This window comes from Geodermatophilus sp. SYSU D00696, from assembly GCF_054050235.1.
The window spans coordinates 1-25,704 of the sequence record NZ_JBJGYY010000057.1 but is presented as its reverse complement, the minus strand read 5'-3'; the positions used below and the strand labels follow the sequence as shown (position 1 = coordinate 25,704).

Genomic DNA, 25,704 nt, shown 5'->3' with positions numbered 1-25,704 from the left:
CCCGCCCCCCGCCGCCCCCGGGCGCCCCCCCCGCCGCGCCACCACCCACCCCCCCGCCCCCCCCCCCCCCCCCCCCGCCCCCCCCCCCCCCCCCCCCCCCCACCCCGCCCCCGCCGCCGCCCCCCCCCCCCCCCCCCCCCCCCCCTGGCCGGGTGGACGGCTCCGGACGAGCAGGCGGCACGACGCGCGGACGTGGGCCCGGCGACGTCGGCACCGCGCTCGCAGGCGTGGCGACCGGGCCGTGAGTGCATGGGCGGCGGCCGCCGCCGCGGTGTCCGTCGGCGCCGTGGCCCTGACGTCGCGGCGACTCGCCCCGACGCCGGTGTCGGGGCCCATCGTCCTGGTCGCGGCCGGGCTGGCCTGCGGTCCGGTCGGCCTGGACCTCGTCGACCTCGCCCGCGACTCGGAGGCGGTGACGCTCCTCCTCGAGATGGCGCTGGTGGCGGTCCTGTTCACCGACGCGAGCACCGTGCGGTGGTCGGTGCTGCGGCGCGACGACTCCCTCCCGCTGCGCCTGCTGGCACTCGGGCTGCCGCTGACCATGGCCCTGGGGGCGATCGGCGCATGGCGGCTCCTCCCCGGCCTCTCGTGGGCGGAGCTCGCACTCCTCGCCGTGGTCCTCGCGCCGACGGACGCGGCCCTCGGGCAGCCCGCGATCGCCGACCCCCGCGTCCCGGCGACGGTCCGGCAGGGGCTCAACGTCGAGAGCGGGCTGAACGACGGGATCGCGTTGCCGTTCTTCGTCGTGCTGCTGGCCGCGGCGACGGGCGACACCGGCGGCGCCCGGGCGGTCGAGGTGTTCGCCCTCGCCCTCGGGGTCAGCACCGCGGTCGGCATCGCGGTCGGCTGGCTGGGCGCGCGGCTGCTGGCCTGGTGCACGACGCGGGGCTGGGTGGACGAGGACTGGCGCCAGGTGCCGGCGCTCGGCTTCGCCGTCCTCGGCTACTGCGTCACCGTGTCGCTGGACGGCAGCGGCTTCATCACCGCCTGGGTGACGGGTCTGGTCTTCGGCGTCGTCTGGCGCCGTTCGGCCCCTCGCCCGGTCGCGGCTCCCGACGGCCCGGCGAGCGTGATCGGGTTCGCCCGGCAGGTGGGCGACGTGCTCGCGTCCCTGAGCTTCTTCCTGTTCGGCGCCGTCCTGCTCGGCCCGGCACTGTCCGCGACCGACTGGCGGACGGCGCTGTACGCGGTCCTGAGCCTGACCGTGGTGCGGATGCTGCCGGTGGCGGCAGCGCTCGCCGGCAGCCGCCTGCGGCTGCCCACCGTGCTCTACGTCGGCTGGTTCGGGCCCCGGGGGCTCGCGTCGATCGTCTTCGCGCTGCTGCTGCTCGAGGACGGCCCGCCGGCGGCGGACCTCGTCGTGGACGTCGTCGCGCTCACCGTCGGACTCAGCGTCGTGCTGCACGGCGCGAGCGCCGCCTGGGCCGCCCGCGCCTATGGCGCGTGGCACGCCGCCGCCCTCGCGGTCGACCCGGCACTGCGGGAGGGCCCGGCGGGACCCACGCCCGCCGTCGACCCACGGTCGCCGGTCCCGGAGGCGGCCGGCGCGAGCACGCCACGCCGGCGCGGATGAGGGACCGCGCGCCCGCGCCGGCGACGGCAGTCCCGCGCCGCCTCCTGTCCGGCGCAGCCGCGTCGCGGTACCACCGCCCCGGGCGGCTGCGCCGTGCACCCGGCGTGCGGGGAGCCGTGGGACGCGCGACGCGAGGGGCACCGGTGGCGGACGCCGCCTGCCAGACGGCGGCCGGACCCGGATGGCACCCGGCGGCACACGTCCCCGGGGCGCCGCGACACCGCGACTCATCCTGTCTGGGCGGCGCGCGCGGAGGGCCGGGCTGGTGGTGTGGCTGCACCGACTGCCCCAGGAGACCGGAGTCCACCATGGCACTGCACGAGTACCCGGCCGGGACCACCTTCCCCGGCGTCATCGGCCGGACCACCGATGAGTCCAGTCCCGCGTGGCCGCAGCCCGTGCGGGCCGTCCCCGGAACGCCGAACGTGCTGGTGATCGTGCTGGACGACGTCGGTTTCGGACAGCTCGGCTGCTACGGCAGCCCCATCTCGACGCCGAACCTCGATGGGCTCGCGGCGAGCGGGCTGCGGTACAGCAACATGCACACGACGGCGCTGTGCTCGCCCAGCCGATCCTGCATCGTGACCGGGCGCAACCACCACAGCAACGGCATGGCGGCGATCACCGAGCTGGCCTCGGGCTACCCCGGCTACAACGGCATCATCCCGTTCGAGAACGGCTTCCTCTCCGAGATGCTGCTGGCACACGGCTACAACACCTTCATGGTCGGCAAGTGGCACCTGACGCCGAGCGCCCACGAGACCGCGGCGGGGCCCTACGACCGCTGGCCGCTGGCCCGCGGGTTCGAGCGCTTCTACGGCTTCCTCGGAGGTGACACCAGCCAGTGGTATCCGGACCTCGTCTACGACAACCACCAGGTGGAGCCGCCGGCCACACCGGCAGAGGGCTACCACCTCAGCGCGGACCTGGTCGACCGGTCGATCCAGTTCATCGCCGACTCCCGGCAGGTCGATCCAGGCAAGCCCTTCTACCTGCACCTGTGCTTCGGAGCCGGGCACGCTCCCCACCACGTGGCCAAGGAGTGGGCGGACCGGTACGCCGGCCGTTTCGACGACGGGTGGGACGCCTACCGGGAGCAGGTCTTCGCCGCCCAGCAGGAGATGGGGATCGTCCCGCCGGGGACGGTGCTCTCCCGGCACGACCCGGACGTCCCCGAGTGGGACTCGCTCCCCGCACCCGCGCGCCGGCTGTTCAGCCGCTTCATGGAGGTGTACGCGGGCTTCCTCAGCCACACCGACGCCCAGATCGGGCGGCTGCTCGACTTCCTCCGAGAGCGGGGAGACCTCGACAACACCATCGTCATGGTGGTCTCCGACAACGGCGCCAGCGCCGAGGGTGGCCCCACCGGCACCACCAACGAGGCCCAGTTCTTCAACAACGCCCAGGAGTCCCTCGAGGACAGCCTCGCGCTCATCGACGAGATCGGCGGCCCCCGGACCTTCAACCACTACCCCTGGGGCTGGACGTGGGCCGGCAACACGCCCTTCCGGCGGTGGAAGCGGGAGACCTACCGGGGCGGTGCCTCCGACCCGTTCATCGTCTCCTGGCCAGCGGGCATCGAGGCCCGGGGCGAGGTCCGGACGCAGTACGCGCACATCATCGACATGGTGCCGACCGTCCTCGACGTGCTGGGCATCGAGCCGCCGGCCACGATCCGCGGGGTGACGCAGGCACCACTCCACGGCGTCAGCTTCGCCAAGAGCTTCGACGACGCCGCTGCCCCGAGCGACCACCACACCCAGTACTTCGAGATGCTCGGGCACCGGGCCGTCTACCACGACGGCTGGCGCGCCGTCTGCCCCTGGCCGGGCCCCTCGTTCGCCGAGGCGGGCATCCCGTTCGGGGAGCCCATCTCCGCCGAACGGCTCTCGGAGCTCGACAGCCGGGGCTGGGAGCTGTACCACGTCGACGAGGACTTCGCGGAGAACGACGACGTCGCGGCGGCGAACCGCGACCGGCTCATCGCCCTCATCGCGACCTGGTACGTCGAGGCGGGGAAGTACGGCGTCATGCCGATCGACGGCAGTGCCCTGCAGCGCCTGATCGCCGAGAAGCCCCAGGCCGCCCCGGCCCGGAGCCGCTACACCTACATCCCGAACACCCAGTCCGTCCCGTTCTTCGCCGGTCCGCGGGTGCTCAACCGGCCGCACAGCATCACGGCCCGCGTCGAGATCCCGGAGGGCGGCGCGGAGGGCGTCCTGCTCTCCCAGGGCACCGCGGCCGGCGGCTACTCCTTCTTCGTGCAGGACGGCCGGTTGCACTACGTCCACAACTACGTCGGGCGCAGCTTCCACCGCGTCTCGTCCCCCGAGCCGGTGCCGTCCGGCGCGCACGAGCTCCGCTTCGAGTTCGAGCCCACGGGTGAGCCGGACCTGCCGCACGGGCGCGGCGCACCCGGGCGGCTCCAGCTCTACGTCGACCGGCAGCTGGTGGCCGACGCGGACGCCCCGGTCACGACGCCGTTCATCATCAACCCCGGCGCGCTCACCTGCGGCGCCAACCCGGGCTCGCCCGTGACCCCGGAGTACCCGTCGCCGTTCCGGTTCACCGGCTCCCTGCACGGCGTGACCATCGACGTATCGGGCGACCTGATCGAGGACAGCGAGAGCGAGGTGCGCATGGCGATGGCGCGCCAGTGAACCGCTCCCCGGGAAGCGCCGGCCCCGGCGATGCGGCCGGGGTCAGCGCTCGCCCAGGGGGCCGCGCGCACTCCGGGGGGAGGCGTCGCGCTCGGCCTGCCACCCCTCCAGCACCCGCACCAGATCGACGCACACCCGGTCCAGGGACAGCCCGCGCCAGTGCCGGGCCCCGAGGAACCGCACCAGGACGTCGACCCGCTCGTCGCCGCGGTCGGCGGGCTCCACCGGTCCGGCCGGCCCGATGCGCGTCCCGGACAAGCCGGCGAGGAAGTGCGTGACCGCGTGCCGGTCCACGGCGCCGACGACCTGCCGGGCCAGCATCCGTGCGGTGAGGTCCCGCCAGCCGTAGGGCGCCAGCGCCGCGGCGATCTCCGCCGCCCGCGCATCCGGTGACCGTCGAGCCACGTGACCCCCTGCCGTCCGTCACGCCGACGGCTGGGCTGACCGCATGTCGTGCGCACTCGGCCGGGGTCTACCCCGCTCCGCCCGCTCGCATGCGGATGCGGCGTCGGGCCGTCGACGGCTGGGAGTCGGCCCGTGCGGCTGCATCGCCCACCGCGGGGGAGCAGGCCACGAGCGCCCCCGGTCGCCTCGGGCGCCCGGACACCGGCCCTCGCCGCGGGGGTGGACCTGCCGCGGAACGCGGTCGACGGGGTCGGGGCCTGCTCCCGCGGCAGCCGGTCCCCGGTGCTGCGCCGAGTCCCGCCGTCACACCAGCTTGGGGAACGAGACGAGGAGGGCCACACCGACCACGCCGAGCGCGACAGCCGAGCCCAGCAGCACGTACTGGGAGGCGAGCGACCTCACCCGGGCGGACATCGCCGTGAAGAACAGCACGGCGGCGAACAGCACCGTGAGGATCGTGTAGTTGTCGCTGCGCTGGTTGTTCGCCAGGGCGGTGTCGAACCGCTCGTCCGCGCGCGCGTCCGCGGCGCCGGCCTCGACCTTCTCGGGCAGGACGTACGACGCCATCTCGAACGGTGAGCCGGGAGCTCCCTCCGCAGCGCCCCCCGCCGCGAGCCAGTCCCGGTGCGCGGTCGCGAGCGGCTCCGGGAACCGCTCGACGAGGAAGTCGGCCACCGGCACCTCACCGGCCCCCACGGCCGCGGCCCACTGCGTCCACAACCCGATGTGGTTGGAGATGCGCACGTCCCCCGCTTCGTCGAGACGCGCCGCCTCGATCCGGGACGACGACGCCTGACTGAAGGCGATCGACATGGCCCCACCCCACTTGCTGGCCTGGAAGGCCGACCAGGCGGTGAGGATGGTCGTCGTCGACAGGACGACGACGGCCACGAACTCCAGCATCGACCGGCGACGGAGCGCGCGAGCGTCGTCCCCTGAGGCGGGCGGGGCGATGTGGTCCGGGGCGTCCCGCGGAGCAGGGGGCTGGGTGGCGGTGGCCCGCGTGTCGCCGCCGTCGTCGGGTGCGGCGCCCATCGCTCCCTCCCTCGGTCCCGGGGTGCGGGTGTCCAGGATGGGAGCGACGGCCGGACCGGACCTCATCCCCCGCGGGTGGCCCGGGGACCCGGCGGTGCCCGTGACCCGTCCCGACGGGGGAACCCGACGGGACGGCAGGCTCAGGCCGGCAGGATGTTGACCACCCGGGCGAGGACGACCACGAGGACGCCCAGGGAGATCAACGACTGCAGCGCCATGAGGCCCTTGGCCCGGAGGGTCAGCGGCAGCGTGTCGGTCGGGCTGAAGGCGACCAGGTTGGTGAACGCCAGGTACAGGTGGTCCCCGAACCGTGGTCTCCACCCCGGCGCTGCCAGGCCCTGTGTCCCCGTCTGCGGGAACTGGAAGTCGGGGAAGGGTGGCGGCTCCGCGACGCGACCGGCCGGCCCACCCCCGTCCAGCTGCCAGTAGAGCAGCGCGAACGTGACCACGTTGACCACCAGGACCAGGACGGCCGCGACGAGCAGCCGACCGACGGTGAGCGGGACACCGTCGACCTCGCCGTTCCCGAGCACGAGGGTCGTCAGCCGTACGGCCGCGACGGCGTTCGCCAGCACGAGGATCCCGAACAGTGCGAGCACGACCGAGCGGGCGCTGCGGGGAACCGGACCGGGTCTCGCCGCGATGCCGAGCAGCACCAACAGCGCGATGCCCTCCACGGCCGGGACGACCAGCGGTGGCCCGATCCGATCCCCCGGGGGTATCAGCGCCTGCGGCAGGATGACCGCGACGATGGCGAGCAGCGGCCACGTGTAGCTCTCCGGCTCGCCGTGCCGGCGTGGGTCGACCGGGCGGTCCATCGCACCACCGTCTTCCTCTCGCCGGCGGGTCTGCTCGGAGGACCCGGCTCCCCGGCGAGCCTCGTCGTCGGACCGGTCGGGTGGACCGTCCGGCGTGGCCCCAGGGCGCCGATGCCCTCGGCAAGCATCGGGGCACCCTCGTCACCGGCCGTCACCCGTCCGGGATGAGCTGCCTGGATGGCCCGCCCTCGGCGTGCCCGCGCCCACGGGTCACCGACCGTCCCCGTGCCCCGGGTGCTTCCGGGAGCTGGTGGTCTCCCTCGGTGCGGAGCGGGTCATCGACCACACCACCGAGGACCTCACCGCGGACGCTGCCACCTGCTCCGGTCGGGCGGTGCACTGCTGCTCGTGGTCACCGACCTGCCGGGTCTGCTGCTGGCGCTCCCGGCCGACCTCGCGGTCAGAAGCGGAGTCCGTGCCGCTCGAGGACCTCCAGCGTGCCCTCGAGGTCGAGGTCCACCTCGTACGGTTCGGCCAGTCGGGCCAGCTCCTCCGGGTCCGGGAACGCGTCGAGCCGGTCGAGCACGTCGAACAGTTCCTCGAGCCCGCCCGGCGAGATCACCTCGAGGACCCGCACCGGCCGGTCGCCCGCGTTCCAGAACGTGTGCCAGGCACCGCGCGGCTTCCACACCAGGTCGCCGACCTCCGCGACCACCTCCTCGCCGTCCGAGACCGCACCCATGCGGCCCTCGAGCACGAGGCTGAACTCGTCCTCGCGACGATGACGGTGCAGTGGTGCGATCAGCGTGCCCGCGGGGGCGTGGTGCTCGACGAGCGAGAGGCGACCGTCGGTCTCGGCCGCGGCGAGGAGGAACCGGTCGCGTGCACCGTCAGGCGGGCCGAGCAGCTCGCCCTCGCCCGCCCGGAGGACCTTGACCGTCATGCCTCGCCCCCCGATCCCGAGGGGACGCTCCCTCGCCACGGCGTCGGACAGCCTCTCGTGTTGCTAGGGCTCGGCTCAGCGGACGTCAACGTGTCCGCTGACGTTCCGGAAGTGCCGCCGAGCGGCGGGCAGCGGCGCGAGTGGGTCCCCGCGGACGCCCGACGGAGACGCGCGGCCGCGTCCTGGTGCCAGACTGGTCCGGTCGACCAGGGCCGAGCAGGCGGCTCCGGGCGCCGGGAGGACTCCCTCCTCCCGCGACGACCGCCGTCCGGCTCGAGCCGAGGGGCCTTCCCGTGGACGACCAGCGACCGCCACTCGGCACCGGGGGTGTGGCGCGGGCGGGGACGAGCGTGTGGGCGCGGCGCCCACCTCCGGCACCCTGGCCCGGCCGGCCGGCGACGTGGCCCGAGCAGCCGGACACCCCTGCGGCGCTGGCCGGTCTGCGCCGCCGCCTGCGCTCGGCCATCGACGACGGCGGGCTGCCGGCGGGGTGCGACGGCGGCGAGCGGCTGCTGCTGGTGACCGAGGAACTGGTGTCCAACGCGCTGCGGCACGGCCGCCCGCCGGTGGGTGTCACGGTCACCGCGCCGCGGCTCGGCTGGCTGGTGGCCGTGAGCGACACCGCCACCGACCTGCCGCCGGTCCCGGCGATCGGGCGGGACCCCGCGCACGGCGGCACGGGTCTGTCCCTGGTGGCACGGGTGTGCGGCGCGCACGGCTGGGTCGCCGAGGACGACGGCAAGGTCGTCTGGGCGCGGGTGCCCTACCTCGAGCTGCTCCGGACCGACCGGGTCGACCGGGCCACCGAGCGGGCCGTCCGCCTGGCCGAGGACCTCGCCGAGACGGCGGCCGAGGCCGCCAGGACCCTCGAGACGCTGGCCGGACAGGCGGACTCGGCCGGTCGGACCGACGTCGCGCGCCGGTTCCGGAGCGCGGCCAGGCGGGCCCGCCTGGAGGCCGAGCGGGCGCGCTGGACGGTCATCACCGCGCCCCGCCCGGCGGCCGGACCCCGCGTGCGCTGACCCTCCCCTGGCCGGCGGGCCGCGGTCGGTGCGGCCGCGGGCCGGCCGCTCCGGTCCGGAGCGCCGGGGCGAGTCCCGTGAGGTCGAGCATCCGCCGGGCCGGTCCGGTCGCCGGGAGCAGGAAGTCCAGGTCGCCGTGGATCCCGGCGCGGTCGGCGACCTCGAGCAGCAGTCCGGCGCCGACACTGGTGATCCAGCCCAGCCGGGTGAGGTCGACGGTGACCGGGCGGGAGTCGGCCAGTTCGGCCAGGAGGCGCTCCCGGATCGCGCGGGTCCCGGCGAGGTCCAGGTCCCCGGCCAGCGCGAGGCACCGGCGGCCCTGGACGTCGGTGACCTCCATCGCGGCCGGCTGCTCGTCGGGCCGCTGCACCACGCGGACCTCCTCCACGGCGGCCCGGCGGCGGGGTGCCTCCGGTCGCGGAGCGAGGGGGACCCGGAACCGGAGCGTGGTGCCGGCGGGCCCGGCGGAGAGGTCCACGTCGTCGGCGAGGACGGAGACGATCTGCAGTCCGCGGCCGCGGGAGCCGGGGTCGGCCGGGGGCCGGCGCCAGGTGCCGGTGTCGGCGACCGAGACCGCGACGCCGGCGCCGGCGCCGTCGAGGCCGAGCTCGACGACGACCCGGCCGGGGCCGTCCGCGTCGCGGTAGGCGTGCTCGGCGGCGTTCCCGGTCGCCTCGCCGACGGTCAGCAGGAGGTCCTCGACCGCACCGGCGGGCAGGCGCGCGTCGAGGGCCCAGCGCCGCACCGCCCGGCGCACCTGCGCCAGCCGCACGGGCTCCGCGGGCAGGTCCAGCCGCAGCGGCGCGGGCAGGAGCCGGACCGCGACGACCGCGACGTCGTCGTTGCTGCCGTTCCCGTCGACGAGGTCACCGAGGACGCCGTCGACGAGTGCCGGCAGCGGATCCGACCGCCGGGCGGTGACGGCGGCTGCGAGCCGGTCGAGCCCGTCGTCGAGAGTGGCGCCGCGCCGCTCGACCAGCCCGTCGGTGTAGAGCACCAGCGTCGCTCCCGGCGACAGGGTGCGGGTCGCCTCCCGGCGGGGTCCGGAGGGCGGCAGGCCCAGCGCCGGGCCCAGCCCACCGTCGAGGTAGTCGGAGCGGCCGGTGACCCCGCCGCCGTCGGCCAGCAGCGGCGGGGGGTGACCGGCGCAGCTGTAGGCGAGCCGGCCGGTGTCCGGCTCCAGCCGCAGGCAGGCGACGGTGCTCACCCGCGCCCCGGCGACGTGGCCGGCGAAGCGGTCCAGGACGTCCAGCGCCCGCGCGGGTGGGAGTCCCGCGAGCAGCAGGCCGGCCAACGCGCTGCGCAGCTGGCCCATCACGGCCGCAGCCGGGGCGCCGTTGCCGACGACGTCCCCGACGGCGACCGCGACCGCACCGCCGGGCAGCGGCAGGACGTCGTACCAGTCCCCACCGGCGGAGGTGCCCTGCACCGCGGGCAGGTAGCGGGCGGTGACCGCCAGCCGGTCCAGCACCGGGAGCCGACCGGGCAGCAGGCTGCGCTGCAGCGTCTCGGCCATCACCCGCCGCACGTCGGCCAGTGCGGCGCGCTCGAACGCGACCGCCACCTGGTCGGCGACGCCGAGCAGGAACCCGCGCTCGTCGTGGTCGAAGGGCCTCGGCGCCCGGAAGGTGACGGCGAGCGCACCGACCAGCCGGTCGCCGACGAGCAGCGGCAGCGCGGCGACGCCCTGGGTGTGGCCGGACATGCTGTCGGCCACGGCGGGATAGCGGTCGATCACGGTGGCCCGGTCGGGCAGCCAGACCGGCCGGCGGGTGAGCGCGGCGTCGCCGAGCGGCGACGACGGCGTCAGCCGGATGGTGGTGTAGGGATCCCAGCGCCCGGCCGGGGCGCCGACGACGTCGATCGTGTGCAGCAGCCCGTCGTCGCCGAGCGTGCAGACGGCGACGGCGGAGGCGCCGAGCACGTCGCGGAGCCCGGTGGTGAGGGCGGCCGCCGCCTCGGCCACCGTGCCGGCTGCCGAGAGCGCCACGGTGATCTCGTGCAGCTGCCGTCGCCGGGCGGCCAGGCGCTCGGCGGCCACCATCGTCGCCAGGCGCTGACCCAGGTCGGCGCCGAGCGCGACGTCGGCTCGGTCGTACCGGCCCGGGACCCGCGCGGTCAGGGTGAGCAGTCCGACCACGGCGCCGCCGTCGACCAGTGGCGCGGTGAGCCAGCTGACGCCGCCGAGCGCGCTGAGGGCGGCGAACTGGGACTCGTCGGTCGTCGCGGCGCGGAGCAGCTGATCCGTGACCTCGGGGACGGTGAACGCCTGGCCGCTGCGGAGCTCGGCGGCGAACTCGTCGGGCACCCGCACCGACCCCAGGGCGCGGACCGGGCCCGCCAGACCGGCGGGGGCGACGGCCACCGGCCGGTACCGCTCGTCGTCGCCGCGCAACCACACCGCGGCCCAGTCGGCCAGGTCGGGCACCAGCAGGCCGGTGACCGTCGCGAGCCGTTCCTCCACGCTGCCGGGACCGGCGAGCACCCGGCCGGCCGCGGCGAGCAGCTCCGCGGCCCGCTCACGGCGCTTCGAGTCGGTGACGTCCACGAGGACCGAGTGCAGGGCGGTCGCGGTCCCGCTCCCGTCGCGGGCGACGTGCGCCAGGTGCTGCAGCCACACCCACCGCCCGTCGGCGGCCCGGACCCGGTACGTGAGGGACAGGTCCTCGCCGTCGGCGATGGCGGCGCGCACGGCGGCGAGCACGTCGTCGGCGTCGTCCGGGTGGAGGATCCGCTGCCAGAGGCCGGGTTCGTCCAGCCACTGCCGGACCGGGTAGCCCAGCACCTCCTCGGCCCGGGCGTTGACGAACCGGAAGCGCCAGGTCACCGGGTCGCGCTCCCACACGATCGCGTTGAGTCCGGCGACCATCGCCCGCATCCGGGCCGCGTTCGCCTCGGCGGCGCGGCGGGCTGTCTGTGCGGCCCCGTCGGGCCCACCGGCCGGTCCGCCCTCCTCGCGGACCCCGGCAGGATCGACGGTGGCATCGGGGCCGGGCTCCGGCGGGACGTGCGCGACGGTCCTGTGTGCTCCGGGATCGTGCTCTGCCACCGTTGGGCTCCTCGTCCGACCCCGCGACGGTCGGTGCAGGACGTCTCCGACGGCCGCCGCGAGGAGCTTCCGCAGCCCTGGTGGGCGCGCGACCAGCACGCCTAGACTGCGCCTACGGTCAGCAGTGGTCGTCCTGGGCGGGCACCGCGCGACGCCGGCCTGGCGGTCGGCAGCGCAACGGTGTGGGGCGGTCGCAGGTGGCACCGCGGACCTACCCGGGCTCGGCGGTCGGAAACGCCCGCCGCTGAGCCGCCGCTCGGGGAGTGACCCGCCCGTTCCGGAGCCGCACCGGCACAGCCGGCTGCACCGCCGTCCCCCGCAGGGTGTCCCGGCCGTGTCGTGGCGCCGGAGGTCAGGATGACGCGCGTGCCCGTGCCCTGGCGGCTGGTGCTGCTCGTCGCCGCCGGGTATGCCGCCGGGTCGCTGACGTCCTTCCTGCTGTTCGAGTCGTCGAGCACGGGTGCGGTCCTGTTCCTGCCGGCCGGGGTGACCTTCTCCGCCCTGGTGCTCACCGACCGGCGGCGGTGGCCGTGGGTCCTGGCCACCGCCGCGCTGGTCGAGGTGGCCGTCGACCGGACCCAGGGCATCGGCCCGGTCGCGGCCTGGGGGTTCGCGCTGGCCAACACCGCCGAGCCCCTCGTCGGCGCCACCCTGTTCCGCCGGTTCGCCCCGGACCCGGACCTGAGCCGTCGTCGCGACCTCGGGGCCTTCCTGGCCTGCGGCGTGGTGGCCGGCCCGCTCGTGGGCGGGGTGATCGGCTCGCTGACCATCCGCCTCTCGCAGGGGCCCACGGTGCTGGACGGCCTGGTGCCGTTCTGGGCCGGCGACGGGCTGGGGGTGCTGGTCGTGGGCGGCGCCGTGCTGACCTGGCGGCTGGACCGCGGCCGGCCCGGCGCCCCCGGTCCGGTCCGGCGCGCACTGCTCCTGCTGGGCACCGCCGGGGTGACGGTGGCCGTCTTCTGGCCGGTGGTCCTCCCGCTGGCGTACCTGACGATCCCCTGGCTCTTCTGGCTGGCCGTCCGGCACGGCGTCGCCGTCGTCACCGAGGCCGGCCTGGTGGTCGCGGTCACCGCCAACGTCATGACCGTGGTCGGGCGCGGCCCGTGGGCACCGCTGAGCGACACACCGCGGATGGAGGCCGCCCTCCTGCAGCTGTTCATCGCCGTGGCCGTCCTCGGCGCCTGGTTGCTGGCCGTGGAGATCGCCGAGCGGGACCGCGCCCGGTCGGTGTCCCGGCGGGAGACCGCCGCGCGGCGCCGGGTGGAGGCCCTCCAGACCGTGACCGCCGGGCTGGGGACCGCCGCGACCACCGACGCCATCGCCGAGGTGCTCGTCCGCTCCGGCATCGGCCTGCTCGCCGACTCCGGCGCCGTCGGGGTGGCCGACCGGGACGGCTCCCGGCTGCGGGTCTGGACCACGGCCGGGCCGGGCGTCACCGACGTGCCGCTGGACGACCCGTCACCGCTGACGACCGCCGCCCGACGCCACGCCCCGGTCCGCGTCTGGGCTCCCGCCGCGCTCGCGGTCCCGGCCCGGGTGTCCGGCACGACGTTCGGGGCACTGGAGTTCCGGTTCACGGACGAGCACGCGATCGACGACGACGTCGTCGCGATGTCCCGCACGCTCGCCGGGCTCATGGCCCCCGCGCTGCACCGGGCGCGGCTGTACGAGGAGGAGCGGGAGGTGGCCCACCAGCTGCAGCAGTCCCTCCTGCCCGTCGTGCCCGGCGAGCTGCCCGGGGCGGGGTTCGCGGGCTGCTACCGCCCGGCCGATGAGCACCACGACATCGGTGGCGACTGGTACGACGCGTTCGCGCTGTCCGGCGGCCGGGTCGGGTTCGCCGTCGGCGACGTCGTCGGCCACGACCTGCGCGCCGCCGCCGCGATGGGGCGGCTCCACTCGGCGCTGAGCGTCCTGGCCGCCGCGCCGCACGACGGCCCGGCCGCGGTCCTCGACGCGCTCGACCGGGCGTCGTGGACGATCCCGGGCGCGGGGCTCACCACGATCGGCTACGGCGAGTACGACCCCGCCACCGGCCGGCTGCAGTACGCGTGCGCGGGCCACCCGCCGCCGCTGCTGGTCAGCGACCACCACGCGCAGTTCCTCACCGGCGGGCGGTCCCGGCCGCTCGCCGCCGCCAGCGAGCCGCGCCCGGAGGCCACCGTCGACGTCCCGCCCGGCTCCATGCTGCTGTGGTACTCCGACGGCCTCGTCGAGCGCCGCGACGCCGACCTCGACGCCGGCCTGGACCGACTGGCGTCGGTCGCCGGCCGCCTCGACGGCGCCTCCCCGCAGGCCTGGTGCGACGCGGTGATGGAGCAGCTGACCGGCGGCCAGCAGCTGCACGACGACGTCGTCCTCATCTGCCTGCGGCTGCAGCCGTCCGCGCTGGACCTCGCCCCCGGCGCGTCCGCCGTGCGACCCGGCTCCTCCGCCGCGGTCGGTGCCGTTCCCTCACCGGTCGGCGTCGAGCCCGACGCGGCCGACGGTGAGCCGACCCGGTTCCCCTCGTGACCTGCGTTCGTCCTCGGCCGGGTCCCGGCCGGCGAGGAGCCTGGCCTCGTGCTGTTCGGCAAGCAGCGCACACAGCTCCGGCCGGCTGTGCACCCCCAGCTTGGCGAAGACGGATGCGACGTGCCCGCGCAGCGTGTGTGGGGAGATCCACAGGGCATGGGCGATGTCGGCGGTGGCCTCCCCACGCAGCAGCAGCTGGGTCACCTCGCGCTCGCGGGGGGTGAGCTCGGCGAGGGCGCAGATGAGCGGCGCGACCTCGCTGCGCCGGGCGGGCTCGAGGACCACCGCCACCCGTTCGGTACCGCCATCCGGGGGGTCCAGGCACGCAGCGTGCACGCTGAGGTGCCTTCCGCTGCGGCCGCGGACCTGCGCGCGCGCCGGACGGCCGGCGTCCCCACCGGCGGCCAGCTGCCGGGCCCGTGCGGCGACGGCGTAGACGACGCTCGGCAGCGGCAGCTCCTCCACCGGCAGTTCGGCCAGCCACCGCTCGGCCGGGCCGGTGACCGCGTGGACGTCCCCTCGGTCGAGGAGTACGACCCCGGGCGCCTCCGGAGGCTCACCCGGTCGGTCGGCGTCCCGGACGGCGAGCGAGGTCCGCAGGGCCGCCCCCACGTGCCCGGCCACGCGCGCCAGCAGCACCTCGTCGGCCACGGCGAACGGCGGCGCGTCCGCACCGCGGGTGAGGCAGACCGCACCCCAGCACTGCCCTCCCGCGCGGAACACGGCGCGCAACTCGTCCCCGAACCCCTGCGGCGCGTAGAGGGCGCGGTAGCGGGCGCTGCGGCCCAGGTCCCCGTGCGTGGCCGCGCTGAGCCGCGACACCGGGCGGCGCCGGTGCGCCAGCGCCACGAAGCGGTTCACGTCGTCGCTGCACCACTCGTGCTCGATCAACCGGCGCTGCAGGACCGGGTCGACGCCGTCGGCCAGGATCGCCGTCCCCAGCAGCGTGTCAGGATCCGTGACCAGCCACCCGGCGGCCGCATGGGGGACCGAGCGGCGCACGGCCCGGGCGACGTCGCCGAGCAGGGCCAACGGCGGCTGGACCCGGCCGCAGGCCTGCAGGACCGCACCGGTGGCGGACGGCGACGGCGCCGCCGGCGGGGCCGCGCTCATCCCCCCACGGTCCACCTGCCGGGGGCTGCTGTCACCCCCGTCGGGCGACCCGGCGGCGCCGAAGACCCCCCGGCTGCGGGGTGGAACACGGCCGCCCGACCGCCGAGGCTGACCCCGGCAGACCGCGAGGAGGGGACATGTCCACCGACACCGCGACCCCACCGGTACCGGACCGGCACGACGGGCCCGGGACGCGCACGACCGTGGTGGTGATCGGCGGCGGGGCCACCGGCCTGGCCGTCGCGGCCGCCCTGACCCGTCGTGCGGTCCCCACCGTGGTCCTCGAGCGAGGCAGCGCGGCCGGCGCCGCCTGGCGCAGCCGCTACCGGTCCCTGCGGCTCAACAGCGGGCGGGCCTGGTCGACCCTGCCCGGCCTGCGCTACCCGCACGGGGTGCCCGTCTTCCCCCGGCGCGACGACGTGGTCGCCTACCTGGCGGCCTACCGCGTCCACCACGGCATCGACCTGCGCACCGGCGTCCGGGCCCTCCGGCTGGACCGGGCCGACGGCCGCTGGACCGTCACCACCACCACGGGGCCGGTGACCGCGACCCAGGTGGTCGTAGCGACCGGCCTGCTGGCCCGGCCCGTCCTGCCCGACGAGCTGACGACCCCGCCGGGTCCGCCGGTCGTGCACTCGGCCGACTACGTCGACGCGACCCCCTACCGAGGCCGGAGCGTGCTGGTGGTCGGCGCCGGCTCGTCCGGGATGGAGGTGGCCCACGACCTTGCCGCGGGTGGAGCCCGGCGGGTGCTGCTGTCGGTCCGGACACCGCCCAACGTGCTGCCCCGGTCCGTCGGGGGCCTGCCAGGCGACCCGGTGGTCCACCTGCTGTGCAGGCTGCCGCCGCGCCGCGCCGACGCGGTGGCGAACCAGGTGCGGCGGCTGACGCTGGGGGATCTGCGGGGCGTCGGCCTGCCGGTGCCCGCCGAGGGGCCGTTCACCCGGATGCGCCGGCCGGGGGACGCCGGTCCGGCCGTCGTCGACCGTGCCGTCGTCAGGGACCTCCGTGCCGGACGGATCACCGTGGTGCCGGCGGTGGAGCGCCTCGGCGAGGACGGCGCACACCTGGCCGGCGGACGGACCGAGCAGGTGGACGCCGTCGTCGCCGCCACCGGCTTCCGCCCCGACCTGGACCCGCTCGTCGGCCACCTCGGCGTCCTGGACGGGCACGGCGTCCCCCGGGCCCTCGACGCCCGACCGGCGCTGCCCGGGCTGCGCTTCGTCAACTTCGGCATGCGCCCCGGCCTGCTGGCGGCCGCGGGTCCCCGGGCCACCGCGGCCGCAGCGGCGGTCCTCCGCGAGGTGTCGCCGCGGCGCTGACCCGGAGGCCGCTGCAGACCGGGCCCGGGGCAGGGGCCGTCGGACGGCGCCCCGGTGGACGAGGACGACGTCGCGCGGGACGTGGTCTCCTCGTGCGCGGACCCCGACGGCCGGCGCGCGCAGGTCTGCCGGGAACGGTCGACGCCGGGGATCCGCCTCAGGAGCGGCTGGTCAGCCGGAGCAGGACCCCGATCACCGTCCCGACCGTCGCGTGGCCGACCACGCCGCGGACGTGGCTCACCAGCGGGTAGGCGGTCATCGTCGACAGCGACGTGCCCTCGTCGACCAGCAGGAAGGCCCCGGCCCCGACCAGCGGGCCGGCGACCATCGGCCGCACCCCCCGCCGCACCAGGGCCGCCGCGATGACCCCGTAGGTCACGCCGAACGTGCGGTGCACGGCCAGCCCGACCCGGCCCGCCGTCGCCTCGTCGACGTCGCGACCCGTGGCGCGGCCGAGCTGTGTGCCCAGCTGGACCAGCATCCCCCCGGGGGCGATCTCCTGCTCGCGCTTCCTCGACGCCTCGCTCTGCCGGCCGTGGAACCAGGTCGTGACGGCGTCCATGGTCCGGCTGGCCGCGTACCCGGCCAGCGCCCCGGTCCAGAGCAGGCTGCGGTCCCGTGTCATGGCCGACACCGTGGCCTCCCGGCACCGCCGTGGGGGGCGGTCGACGACCGCCGCGGGCCTCCGCAGCCGTCGTCCCGAGCGCGTCAGGACGGTCGGTGCCCGGCGCCTACGCACGGTCAGCCCCCGCGTCCGTCCGGTCCGCGACCGGCGGGCGTGCACCTCCGCGGAGGTGCCCGGCTGGGGACCGGTCTTCCGGTGACCTTCCCCGGCCTCCTGCTCGCGGAAGGACGGTGGAAGGCGCCGTTCCTAACGTCCTCGGCGTGAGGCCACCCGGGCCTCCCGACACCGAGGAGCACACCCGACATGACCACCACCGAGACCGCCCGCCCGGCCCGCAACGGCGTGGACGTGCCGACCCTGTTCGCCACGATCGACGCGGTGAAGGGCACCCCGGAGATCGCCCGCTTCCGCTTCCGCGCCGACAACCGCTGGGTCGCCGGCACGCACAGCCGCAGCACCCTCTCCGGGTTCTACGGCGCGATGCAGGAGATGACCCACGATCAGGAGCACACCTGCGACGCCGACCACCCCGCGGTGCTCGTCGGCCAGGACAACGGCCCCACCCCGGTCGAGTTCCTGCTGCACGCGATCGCCGCCTGCCTGACCGCCGGCCTGGTCAACATCGCCTCGGCCCGCGGCATCGACCTGTCCGAGGTGACCTCGACCGTCGAGGGCGACATCGACCTGCGCGGCATCCTCGGGACCTCCGACGAGGTCCGGAACGGCTACTCGGCCATCCGCGTCCACTTCGACGTCCGCGGTGACGCCCCCGAGGAGCAGCTGCGCGAGCTCGTCGAGCAGTCCCGCCGCCGGTCGGCCGTCTACGACGTCCTCACCAACGGCGTGCCGGTGCACGTCGACGTCGCCACCGCCTGACCCGCCCGGGCCGGCCGCGACCGAGGGAGGACAGGACCATGAACGCCGTCGACACCGTCGTGGTCGGGGCCGGCCACGCCGGGCTGGCGATGAGCGCCCACCTGACCGCGCGCGGACGGGACCACGTCGTCCTCGACCGCGGCCGGACCGCCGAGCGGTGGCGCAGCGAGCGCTGGGACTCGCTGCGCCTGCTCACCCCCAACTGGATGACCCGGCTGCCGGGCTACGAGTACGGCGGCCCGGACCCGGACGGGTACATGACGGCGGCCGAGCTCGCCGAGCTGCTGGACCGCTACGCGACCGCCTTCGAGCTGCCGGTCGTGGAGGACACCCCGGTCCTCGCCGTGGAGGCCGCCGACGACGGCTTCCGGGTGGTCACCGGCGGGGACACCTGGCGGGCCGCCAACGTCGTCGTCGCCACCGGCGCCTGCGACGTGCCCGCCGTCCCGGCGGTCGCGGCCGGCCTGTCCCGGTCGGTCGTCCAGGTCCCGGCGGCGGCCTACCGCAACCCCGGGCAGCTGCCGCCCGGCGGCGTCCTGGTCGTCGGCGCCTCCGCCTCGGGTCTGCAGATCGCCGACGAGCTCGCCCGCGCCGGCCGCGAGGTGGTGCTCGCGACCGGGTCGCACACCCGGCTGCCGCGCCGCTACCGCGGGATGGACGTCCTGTGGTGGCTCGAGGCGGTCGGGACGCTCGACCGCGGCGTCGACGAGGTGCCGGTGCGCGCCCGCCGCGAGCCCTCCCTGCAGCTGGTCGGCCGCCCCGACGCCGCCGACCTGGACCTGGGGACGGTGCGCGCCGCGGGGGTGCGGGTGGCCGGCCGGCTCACCGCGGCGGACGGCGCGGTCGTCTCCTTCGACCGCTCGCTCGCCGGCACCGTCGCCGTCGCGGACGACCGGCTGCGCCGCCTGCTGCAGCGCCTCGACGGGTACGCGGCGGCCACCGGCCTCGACCGCGAGGTCGGCGAGCCCGACCCTCCGGCGCCGCTCGCCCTCGACGACGGCCCGGCGCGGCTCGACCTCGCCGCAGCGGGAGTGGGCACCGTCGTCTGGGCGACCGGCTACCGCTGCGACCACCGCTGGCTGCCCGCCGCGGCGCTGGACGGGACGGGGCAGGTGCGGCAGCGGTACGGCACCACGCCGCTGCCCGGGCTGTTCACCGTCGGCCAGCGCTTCCAGACCCGCCGCAACAGCACCTCCGTCGGCGGCTCCCGGCACGACGCGGCCCTGGTCGCCGCGCACCTGGACGCCGTCCGTCCCGCCCGGCGCCGCGCCGGCGTGCCCCTGCGGGGCCGGTCGTGAGCGCCCGCCACGACGTCGTGGTCGTCGGCGGGCGCGTGGCCGGCGCCTCGACGGCGCTGCACCTGGCCCGGCGGGGGCTGCGCGTCCTCGTCCTGGACCGCGGCGCGTACGGCAGCGACACCGTCTCCACCCACGCCCTCATGCGGACCGGCGTGGTGCAGCTCAACCGCTGGGGCCTGCTCGGCCGGCTGGTGTCGGCGGGCGTCCCGCCGGTGCGCACGACCACCTTCCACCACCTGAGCGGGGACACCCGCATCACGCTGCGGCCGGCGGCCGGCGTCGACGCGCTCTACGCCCCGCGGCGCACGACCCTCGACGCGCTGCTGGTCGACGCCGCGGTGGAGGCCGGGGCCGAGGTCCGGCACGGGGTGCGGGTCACCGGCCTGCTCCGCGACGCCCGGGGCCGGGTCACCGGCGTGCACGGCGAGGACCGCGACGGCGCCCGGTTCGAGGTGCCGGCCGGCATCACCGTGGGCGCCGACGGGGTCCGCTCCGCCGTCGCCCGCTGGGCCGGCGCGCCCGTCGACCGGCAGGGCCGCGGCGCCTCGGGGGTGGTGTACGGCTACCTCGCCGGCCTCCCCGCCGACGGCTACGAGTGGTTCTACGGGCACCGCGCCTCGGCCGGCCTCATCCCCACCGAGGACGGCCTGGTCTGCGTCTTCGCCGGGACGTCGGCGCAGCGCTTCCGGGAGCTGCCGGGCACGGCGGCCGACCGCTTCGGCGCGCTGCTGACCGCGGTCTCCCCCGCGGCCGCCGAGCGGGTGGCGGCGGCGCGGCCGGTGGGCCGGCTGCGCGGCTTCGGCGGCGTCCCCGGGTTCCTCCGCCGCGCCGGCGGCCCGGGCTGGGCGCTGGTCGGCGACGCGGGGTACTTCAAGGACCCGCTGAGCACCCACGGGATGAGCGACGCCCTCCGCGACGCCGAGCTGCTGGCCCTCGCCCTGACCGACGCCCTGTCCGGCCGGGTGCCGGAGGCGGCCGCCCTCGCGGCGTTCCAGTCGCAGCGCGACCGGCTCTCCGACGCCCTGTTCACCGTCACCGAGCGGGTCGCCGCCCACGACTGGACCGAGGAGGAGCTGCGCCGGCTGCTGCGGGAGCTCAGCGCCGCGATGAGCGACGAGATCGACGCCCTGCTGGCCCTCGACCGGCCTCCTGCCACGGCCGTCGCATGAGGACCCCCGCAGCCTCAGGGCACGGTGCGGAGGAAGCGCCGCACCTCGGCGTCGAACGCGTCGGGGGCCTCGAGGTTGACGACGTGACCGGTGCCGGGGAGGACCACCAGCCGGGACCCGGGGATCGCGGCGTGCAGCGCCTCGGCCACCGGTCGCGGCGCCCGCACGTCCGCGGAGCCGTGGAGCAGCAGCGTCGGGACGGTGACGGTCGGCAGCACGTCGCGCAGGTCAGCGTCGGCGAACGCCGTGAGCATGGACCGCGTCCCGGCCGGGCGGACGTCGAGCACGACGCCGCGGACGAGGTCGAGGGTCTCCTGCGGCACGGGGCCGGCGAAGAACCCGGGCAGGTAGTCGTCGACCCACTCGGCCGGCGGGCGGTCGAGCTCGGCGCGCACCCGCCGCAGGCGGGCCTCCACCTCCTCGCGGGGCAGCGACCCCCGCCACCCGGCGTAGGCCGAGGCGAGCACCAGGGACCTGACCGACTCCGGATGGCGTCGCCACACCGCGAGCGCGAGGACGCCGCCGGCGGACAGGCCGCACAGGTGCACCCGGCCGAGCCCGAGCGCGCCGACGAGCGCGGCCACCGCGTCGGTGTACTCGTCCAGGGTCAGGTCCGCCGGCGGGTCGGGGGACGCGCCGCAGCCGGGCGCGTCCCACGCGACCACGTCGAACTCGTCCGACAGCCCCGCGAGCTGCGGCCGCCACTCCCGCCCGTCGCTCCAGGCACCGTGCAGGAGCAGCAGGGGCGGCCCCGCCCCCGCGCGGTGGTAGGCGATGGTCCGTCCGCCGGCCTCGACGACGTCCACGGCAGCCCCTCGACGATGCCGCCGGCCGGTGCCGCCGGCCGGCCGTGCCGGTCCCGCCGGTCGGGACGCACGGGAGGGCGGCCCGACGCGTGCCGAGCGTCCCACCCGGGCCGGCGGCCGTCGAGGCGCCGGCCCGTGGCGAGCGCACGACGACCCTGGCGCGGGAGACACCCGACGCGGGATGCTCCCTGATCGACCCGGGCGCAGGCCGGCCCGGACGGGGGGACCGCCCGGGCCGGCACCGGACACCGACGACGACGACGGAACGGACCACCGATGGTGGACGTGCAGATCAGCCTCCTGGGCCGCTTCGCGGTCACCGTGGACGGCCGCGAGGTCCCCGACGCCGCGTGGACGCGGCGCTCGGCGTCCGCGCTGGTGAAGCTGCTGGCCCTCGCGCCGGGGCGCAGCCTGCACCGCGAGCGGGTCCTCGACGCGCTGTGGCCGGACCTGTCCCCCGAGGACGCCTCGCCCCGGCTGCACACGGCCGCGCACTACGCCCGGCGCGCCCTCGGGGACCGCGCCGCGGTGGTGCTGCGCGGCGACACCGTGAGCCTGCTGCCGGGCGCCGGCGTCGAGGTGGACGCCGAGCGCTTCCTGCGGCTGGCCCGGGCGGCGGTCGCCTCTGGCGCAGCGGCCGACGTCGAGGCCGCGCTGGCCGCGCACGGCGGCCCACTGCTGCCCGACGACCCGTTCGAGCCGTGGACCGAGGCCGACCGGGACGCCGTCCGCCAGGCCCACCTGGACGCGCTGCGGGCCAGCCGGCGCTGGACGGACCTGCTCCGGATCGAGCCGGCGGACGAGGAGGCCCACCTGGCGCTGGTGCAGGCCGCCGCCGACCGCGGGGACCGGCGCGGGGCGCTGCGGCAGTTCGAGCGGCTGGACCGGGCGCTGCGCGCCGAGCTCGGGGTGGGCCCCTCGGCCGAGGCCCTCGCGCTGCGCGACCGGCTGGCGGGCGACTCCCCGGGTCCGGCCGCCGGCCCCCGCCTGCCCCGGCTGGTCGGCCGGCAGGCCGTCCTGGACCGGCTGGACGGGGCGCTGCGGGAGGCCCGGGCCGGGCGGGGGACGACGGTCCTGGTCAGCGGCGCCGCCGGCGCGGGGACCTCGGCCGTGCTCGGCTGGGTCCGCGCCCGTGCGGCGGCCGAGGGGGCGCGGGTGGGCGCGGGGGCGAGCTCCGACGCCGAAGGTGGGTGGCCCTACGCCCCGGTGCTGGAGGCGCTGTCGGACCTCTGCCGGCGGCACCCGACGCTGCTGGACGGGCTCGACGACGCCTTCCGGCAGGAGATCGAGCGGGCGCTGCGCGGCGGCGAGCTGACCTGGTCCGGGGAGGGCGGGCACCAGCGGCTGTTCGTCTCGGCCGCCGAGCTGCTCCGGCTGGCCGCGGGCGGCGGCGGCGCCGTCCTCACCGTCGACGACCTGCACGAGGCCGACGACGGCAGCCTGCGCCTGCTGCACTACCTCGCCCGGGTCGCGCCCACCGAGCGGGTGCTGCTCGTCGCCGGGCACCACGACGTCCCCCGCGACAGCCGGCTGGGCCGGGTGCGGGAGAGCATGCTGCGGCGGCACCCGGCGGTCGACCTGCGGCTGCCGGCGCTCCCGCCGGCCGGCACGGCCGCCCTGCTCGCCGCGCACCTCGGCGCCCCACCCGCCGAGCGGCTGGCCCGCGAGGTGCACGACTGGTCCGGCGGCCTCCCCGGCCGGGTCGTCGCCCTCCTCCCGGGGATCGGCACGGGCGACGCGTGGCGGCTGCCGGTCGGCCGGCTGCTGGCCGCCTGCCCGCCGGGGACCGAGGAGGTGCTGCGCCGGGTCGCCGTCGCCGGGGGGACGGTGGACACCGACGAGTTCGTCGCGCTGTCCGGCGTCGACGAGGAGACGGCGTTCGGCCACCTCGACGCCGTGCTGGCGGCGGGGCTGCTCGAGCCGGCCGACGTCGGCTACCGGTTCCGCACCGACCGCGTCCGCGAGCGGCTGCTCGCCGACCTCCCGCCGCACCGGCTGCAGCGGCTCCACCGGGACGCGGCGGCGGCGCTGCAGGCGGTGGGCGCCGCGCCGGCCCGCGTGGGGGCCCACCTGGTGCGCGCCGGCGACGCCGCGGCCGCCGTCCCGCACCTGCTGACCGCCGCGGAGACCAGCGCCGCCCTCGGCGCCCACCGTGACGCGCTCGACCTCGTCGAGCAGGTCCGCGAGGCCGCCGCCGGGCCCGACCGCGCCCGGATGCTGGCGCTGCGCGCCGACCTGCTGATGGCCGTCGGGGACGGCGGCGCGGTCGCGGCCTGCCGGGAGGCCGTCGCGGCCGCCGAGGGAGACGCCCGCCGGGTGCTGCTCGCCCGGCTGGCGCAGGCGGCGAGCATGGACGGCGACCTGGACACCGCCACGGACGCGCTCAGCGGCCTGCAGCCCGACGGCGGCGCGGCCGACAGCGCCATCCTCCTGGCCCGCGGCAACCTCGCCTGGTTCTCGGGCGACCTCGAGGGGGCGCGCGCCGCGGCCGACGAGGCACGGCGGCGGCTCGGCGCCGCGACCGACTGGCGCCTGCTGGACCTGGTGGCCCTGCAGGGCCTCATCGCGCACAACGGCGGGCAGTGGTTCCGCCGGCTGCGGCACGAGCTGCAGCGGACCCGGGAGGCCCCGGCGATCGCGACCGCCGTCTTCGACGCCCACCTGTGCGTGGCCGAGTACCTCCTCTACGGGCCCACCCCGTACGCCGAGGTCATCGCACTCGGGCGGGCTCTGCGCGAGACCGCCGAGCGGGCCGGGGCCCTGCGCGCCGTCGCGTTCGCCTGCGCGCTCACCGGCGAGGCGGCGCTGCTGTCGGGCGACCTGGCCACCGCCGAGCACGACCTGCGGGAGGCGGCCGACCTGCACGCCGAGATCGGCGCCCCCGCCGGGGAGGCCCACTCGCTGCAGCGCCTCGCCGAGCTGCGCGTGCACCAGGGCGACCGCGCCGGCGCCCGCCGGCTGCTGCAGCAGGCCCTGCCGCTGGCCCGGTGGTCGCCGATCCCGATGCACCTGCTCCAGCGCATCCACGGCACCGCGATCCTCGCCGCGGAGTCCCCGGAGGAGGCCCACGCGGCGGTCGGGCGGGCGGAGGCCACCGTCGGACCGGAGGACCACTGCCACTTCTGCCAGGTCATGGTCTCGGTGCCCGCGGCGATCGCCTGCGCCGACGTCGGCGACGTCGAGGCCGCGCGCGGTCACCTGCGGGCCGCCGAGCGGTCGGCCGCGCTGTGGCAGGGCACCGCGTGGCAGGCGGCGATCCTCGAGGCGCGGGCGCACCTCGCGCACGCCGAAGGGGACCCCGAGGGCGGCCGCCGGCTGCTCGAGCAGGCCGCGGAGTGCTTCGCGACCGCCGGGCAGCCGCTGGACGCCGACCGGTGCCGCGGCCCGCTCGCGGTGCCGGCCGGCAGCACCTGAGGCACCGAGGAGGCATCGACGTGGCACGGGTGTTCCTCGCCGGCGGCACCGGCGTGCTCGGCCGGGCGCTGCTGCCGCTGCTGCTCACCGCCGGCCACCGGGTCACCGCGACCACCCGCTCCCCCGCCCGGGCCGGGCAGTTGCGCGCCGCGGGTGCCGAGCCGGCCGTCGTGGACGCCTTCGACGCCCCGGCCCTGCGCGCCGCCGTGACCGCCGCGCGCCCCGACGTCGTGCTCCACCAGCTCACCGCGCTGTCCGGGCCGGCGGCCGACTACGGCGCCTGGCTGGCCGACACCAACCGGCTGCGCGCCGAGGTGACCCCCGTGCTCGTCGACGCCGCCCGAGCCGCCGGCGCCCGCCGCGTCGTCGCCCAGAGCGCCAGCTTCACCACCGCCCCCCAGGGTCCCTGGCTGCTCGACGAGGACGCCCCGCCGTACTCCGACGCGCCCGGCGCCCTGCGGGGACACACCGCCGCCGCCCTCGCCCTGGAGCGGGCGGTCCTCGGCACCGACGGGATCGAGGGCGTGGTGCTGCGCTACGGGTTCCTCTACGGCCCCGGCACCGGCTTCGCGCCCGGCGGGGGCTTCGCCGAGGCGGTCCGCGCCGGCCGGCAGCCGGTCGTCGGCGACGGCGAGGGCCGCTACCCCTTCGTGCACGTCGACGACGCCGCCGCGGTCACCGCCGTCGCCGTCGAGCGCGGCGCGCCCGGGGTCTACAACGTCGTCGACGACGACCCGGCGCCGATGCGGGAGTGGGTCCCCCACCTCGCCGGCCTGCTCGGCGCCCCCGAGCCGGCGGTGGTCCCGGCCGACGTCGCCGGGCGGGACCTCGGCCCGCAGACGGTCTACTACGGCACCCAGCTGCGCGGCGCCCGCAACGACCGGGCCCGACAGCAGTTCGGCTGGCAGCCGGCCCACCCCAGCTGGCGGGAGGGCTTCCGCGAGGTCTTCGGGGCCGCACCCGGCGGGGGTCCTGGACCGCCCCGGGTGCGGCGGCCCCGGCACGGGTAGGCGACGGCGGGGGGGGGGGGGGGGGGCGGGGGGCCGCGCCCCCCGCACCGCTCCACCGACGAATGGGTTCGCTCTTGCCTGTCACAGCTCCTCCGTCGTGCCGCGTGCCGTC

General features: G+C 77.2%; 18 protein-coding genes. 10 read left to right on the top strand and 8 right to left on the bottom strand.

What is annotated here, in order from left to right; all coding sequences use genetic code 11:
* Positions 1-241 precede the first annotated feature (241 nt).
* Entirely contained in the window at positions 242-1,573 is a 1,332-nt protein-coding gene (locus ACI79O_RS22920; protein ID WP_456886861.1) for a cation:proton antiporter, read from the top strand.
* Between the two features lie 308 nt (positions 1,574-1,881).
* Positions 1,882-4,233: a sulfatase-like hydrolase/transferase gene (locus ACI79O_RS22915; protein WP_456915286.1), complete on the top strand. Its 2,352-nt coding sequence runs from the start codon at positions 1,882-1,884 to the stop codon at positions 4,231-4,233.
* Positions 4,234-4,275: 42 nt separating this feature from the next.
* On the opposite strand, the gene ACI79O_RS22910 is transcribed toward ACI79O_RS22915, so the two are convergent.
* The 4 genes from ACI79O_RS22910 to ACI79O_RS22895 all read right to left on the bottom strand — a co-directional run bounded on the left by ACI79O_RS22910 (position 4,276) and on the right by ACI79O_RS22895 (position 7,374).
* A complete protein-coding gene (locus ACI79O_RS22910) occupies positions 4,276-4,638 on the bottom strand; it encodes a hypothetical protein (RefSeq protein ID WP_456915285.1) in 363 nt (120 codons plus the stop codon).
* Between the two features lie 303 nt (positions 4,639-4,941).
* Entirely contained in the window at positions 4,942-5,673 is a 732-nt protein-coding gene (locus ACI79O_RS22905) for a hypothetical protein (protein WP_456915284.1), read from the bottom strand.
* A 140-nt stretch (positions 5,674-5,813) separates the two neighbouring features.
* Positions 5,814-6,491 (bottom strand): hypothetical protein, encoded by a 678-nt coding sequence (locus ACI79O_RS22900; protein ID WP_456886869.1) that lies wholly within the window; start codon positions 6,489-6,491, stop codon positions 5,814-5,816.
* Between the two features lie 400 nt (positions 6,492-6,891).
* Positions 6,892-7,374 (bottom strand): cupin domain-containing protein, encoded by a 483-nt coding sequence (locus ACI79O_RS22895; protein ID WP_456886875.1) that lies wholly within the window; start codon positions 7,372-7,374, stop codon positions 6,892-6,894.
* Between the two features lie 293 nt (positions 7,375-7,667).
* Here ACI79O_RS22895 and ACI79O_RS22890 point away from each other — a divergent pair, with 293 nt between their 5' ends.
* On the top strand, positions 7,668-8,396 hold the full coding sequence (locus ACI79O_RS22890) for an ATP-binding protein (RefSeq protein ID WP_456915283.1): 729 nt from the start codon (positions 7,668-7,670) through the stop codon (positions 8,394-8,396).
* Here ACI79O_RS22890 and ACI79O_RS22885 read toward each other — a convergent pair.
* Positions 8,356-11,265 (bottom strand): SpoIIE family protein phosphatase, encoded by a 2,910-nt coding sequence (locus ACI79O_RS22885; RefSeq protein ID WP_456915282.1) that lies wholly within the window; start codon positions 11,263-11,265, stop codon positions 8,356-8,358. The two genes, ACI79O_RS22890 and ACI79O_RS22885, sit on opposite strands and share 41 nt — an antisense overlap.
* A gap of 537 nt (positions 11,266-11,802) precedes the next feature.
* On the opposite strand from ACI79O_RS22885, the gene ACI79O_RS22880 reads away from it, so the two are divergent.
* Positions 11,803-13,959: a SpoIIE family protein phosphatase gene (locus tag ACI79O_RS22880; RefSeq protein WP_456886880.1), complete on the top strand. Its 2,157-nt coding sequence runs from the start codon at positions 11,803-11,805 to the stop codon at positions 13,957-13,959.
* On the opposite strand, the gene ACI79O_RS22875 is transcribed toward ACI79O_RS22880, so the two are convergent.
* Positions 13,900-15,072, bottom strand: coding sequence for a helix-turn-helix transcriptional regulator (locus ACI79O_RS22875; RefSeq protein ID WP_456915281.1), 1,173 nt, complete (start codon positions 15,070-15,072; stop codon positions 13,900-13,902). The genes ACI79O_RS22880 and ACI79O_RS22875 overlap by 60 nt on opposite strands.
* Before the next feature lie 137 nt (positions 15,073-15,209).
* Between ACI79O_RS22875 and ACI79O_RS22870 the strand changes: the two genes are divergently transcribed.
* The gene (locus ACI79O_RS22870) at positions 15,210-16,394 is read left to right on the top strand and encodes a flavin-containing monooxygenase (RefSeq protein WP_456915280.1); all 1,185 of its coding nucleotides are present in this window, start codon (positions 15,210-15,212) and stop codon (positions 16,392-16,394) included.
* A 157-nt stretch (positions 16,395-16,551) separates the two neighbouring features.
* On the opposite strand, the gene ACI79O_RS22865 is transcribed toward ACI79O_RS22870, so the two are convergent.
* Positions 16,552-17,019 (bottom strand): hypothetical protein, encoded by a 468-nt coding sequence (locus ACI79O_RS22865; RefSeq protein WP_456874661.1) that lies wholly within the window; start codon positions 17,017-17,019, stop codon positions 16,552-16,554.
* A 303-nt stretch (positions 17,020-17,322) separates the two neighbouring features.
* Here ACI79O_RS22865 and ACI79O_RS22860 point away from each other — a divergent pair, with 303 nt between their 5' ends.
* The 3 genes from ACI79O_RS22860 to ACI79O_RS22850 are packed head-to-tail and all read left to right on the top strand — an operon-like array spanning position 17,323 to position 20,362.
* Entirely contained in the window at positions 17,323-17,895 is a 573-nt protein-coding gene (locus ACI79O_RS22860) for an OsmC family protein (protein ID WP_456886883.1), read from the top strand.
* A 38-nt stretch (positions 17,896-17,933) separates the two neighbouring features.
* Positions 17,934-19,193, top strand: coding sequence for an NAD(P)-binding domain-containing protein (locus ACI79O_RS22855; protein WP_456886885.1), 1,260 nt, complete (start codon positions 17,934-17,936; stop codon positions 19,191-19,193).
* Positions 19,190-20,362 carry an NAD(P)/FAD-dependent oxidoreductase gene (locus tag ACI79O_RS22850; RefSeq protein WP_456886887.1) on the top strand — a complete coding sequence of 391 codons (1,173 nt, stop codon included), beginning with the start codon at positions 19,190-19,192 and terminating at the stop codon, positions 20,360-20,362. The genes ACI79O_RS22855 and ACI79O_RS22850 overlap by 4 nt, the downstream gene beginning before the upstream one ends.
* 14 nt (positions 20,363-20,376) lie before the next feature.
* On the opposite strand, the gene ACI79O_RS22845 is transcribed toward ACI79O_RS22850, so the two are convergent.
* A complete protein-coding gene (locus ACI79O_RS22845) occupies positions 20,377-21,168 on the bottom strand; it encodes an alpha/beta fold hydrolase (protein ID WP_456886889.1) in 792 nt (263 codons plus the stop codon).
* A 276-nt stretch (positions 21,169-21,444) separates the two neighbouring features.
* On the opposite strand from ACI79O_RS22845, the gene ACI79O_RS22840 reads away from it, so the two are divergent.
* Together ACI79O_RS22840 and ACI79O_RS22835 are read left to right on the top strand one after the other, a co-directional pair.
* Positions 21,445-24,582: an ATP-binding protein gene (locus tag ACI79O_RS22840; RefSeq protein WP_456915279.1), complete on the top strand. Its 3,138-nt coding sequence runs from the start codon at positions 21,445-21,447 to the stop codon at positions 24,580-24,582.
* Between the two features lie 20 nt (positions 24,583-24,602).
* Positions 24,603-25,592 carry an NAD-dependent epimerase/dehydratase family protein gene (locus ACI79O_RS22835; protein WP_456915278.1) on the top strand — a complete coding sequence of 330 codons (990 nt, stop codon included), beginning with the start codon at positions 24,603-24,605 and terminating at the stop codon, positions 25,590-25,592.
* Positions 25,593-25,704: the final 112 nt, after the last annotated feature.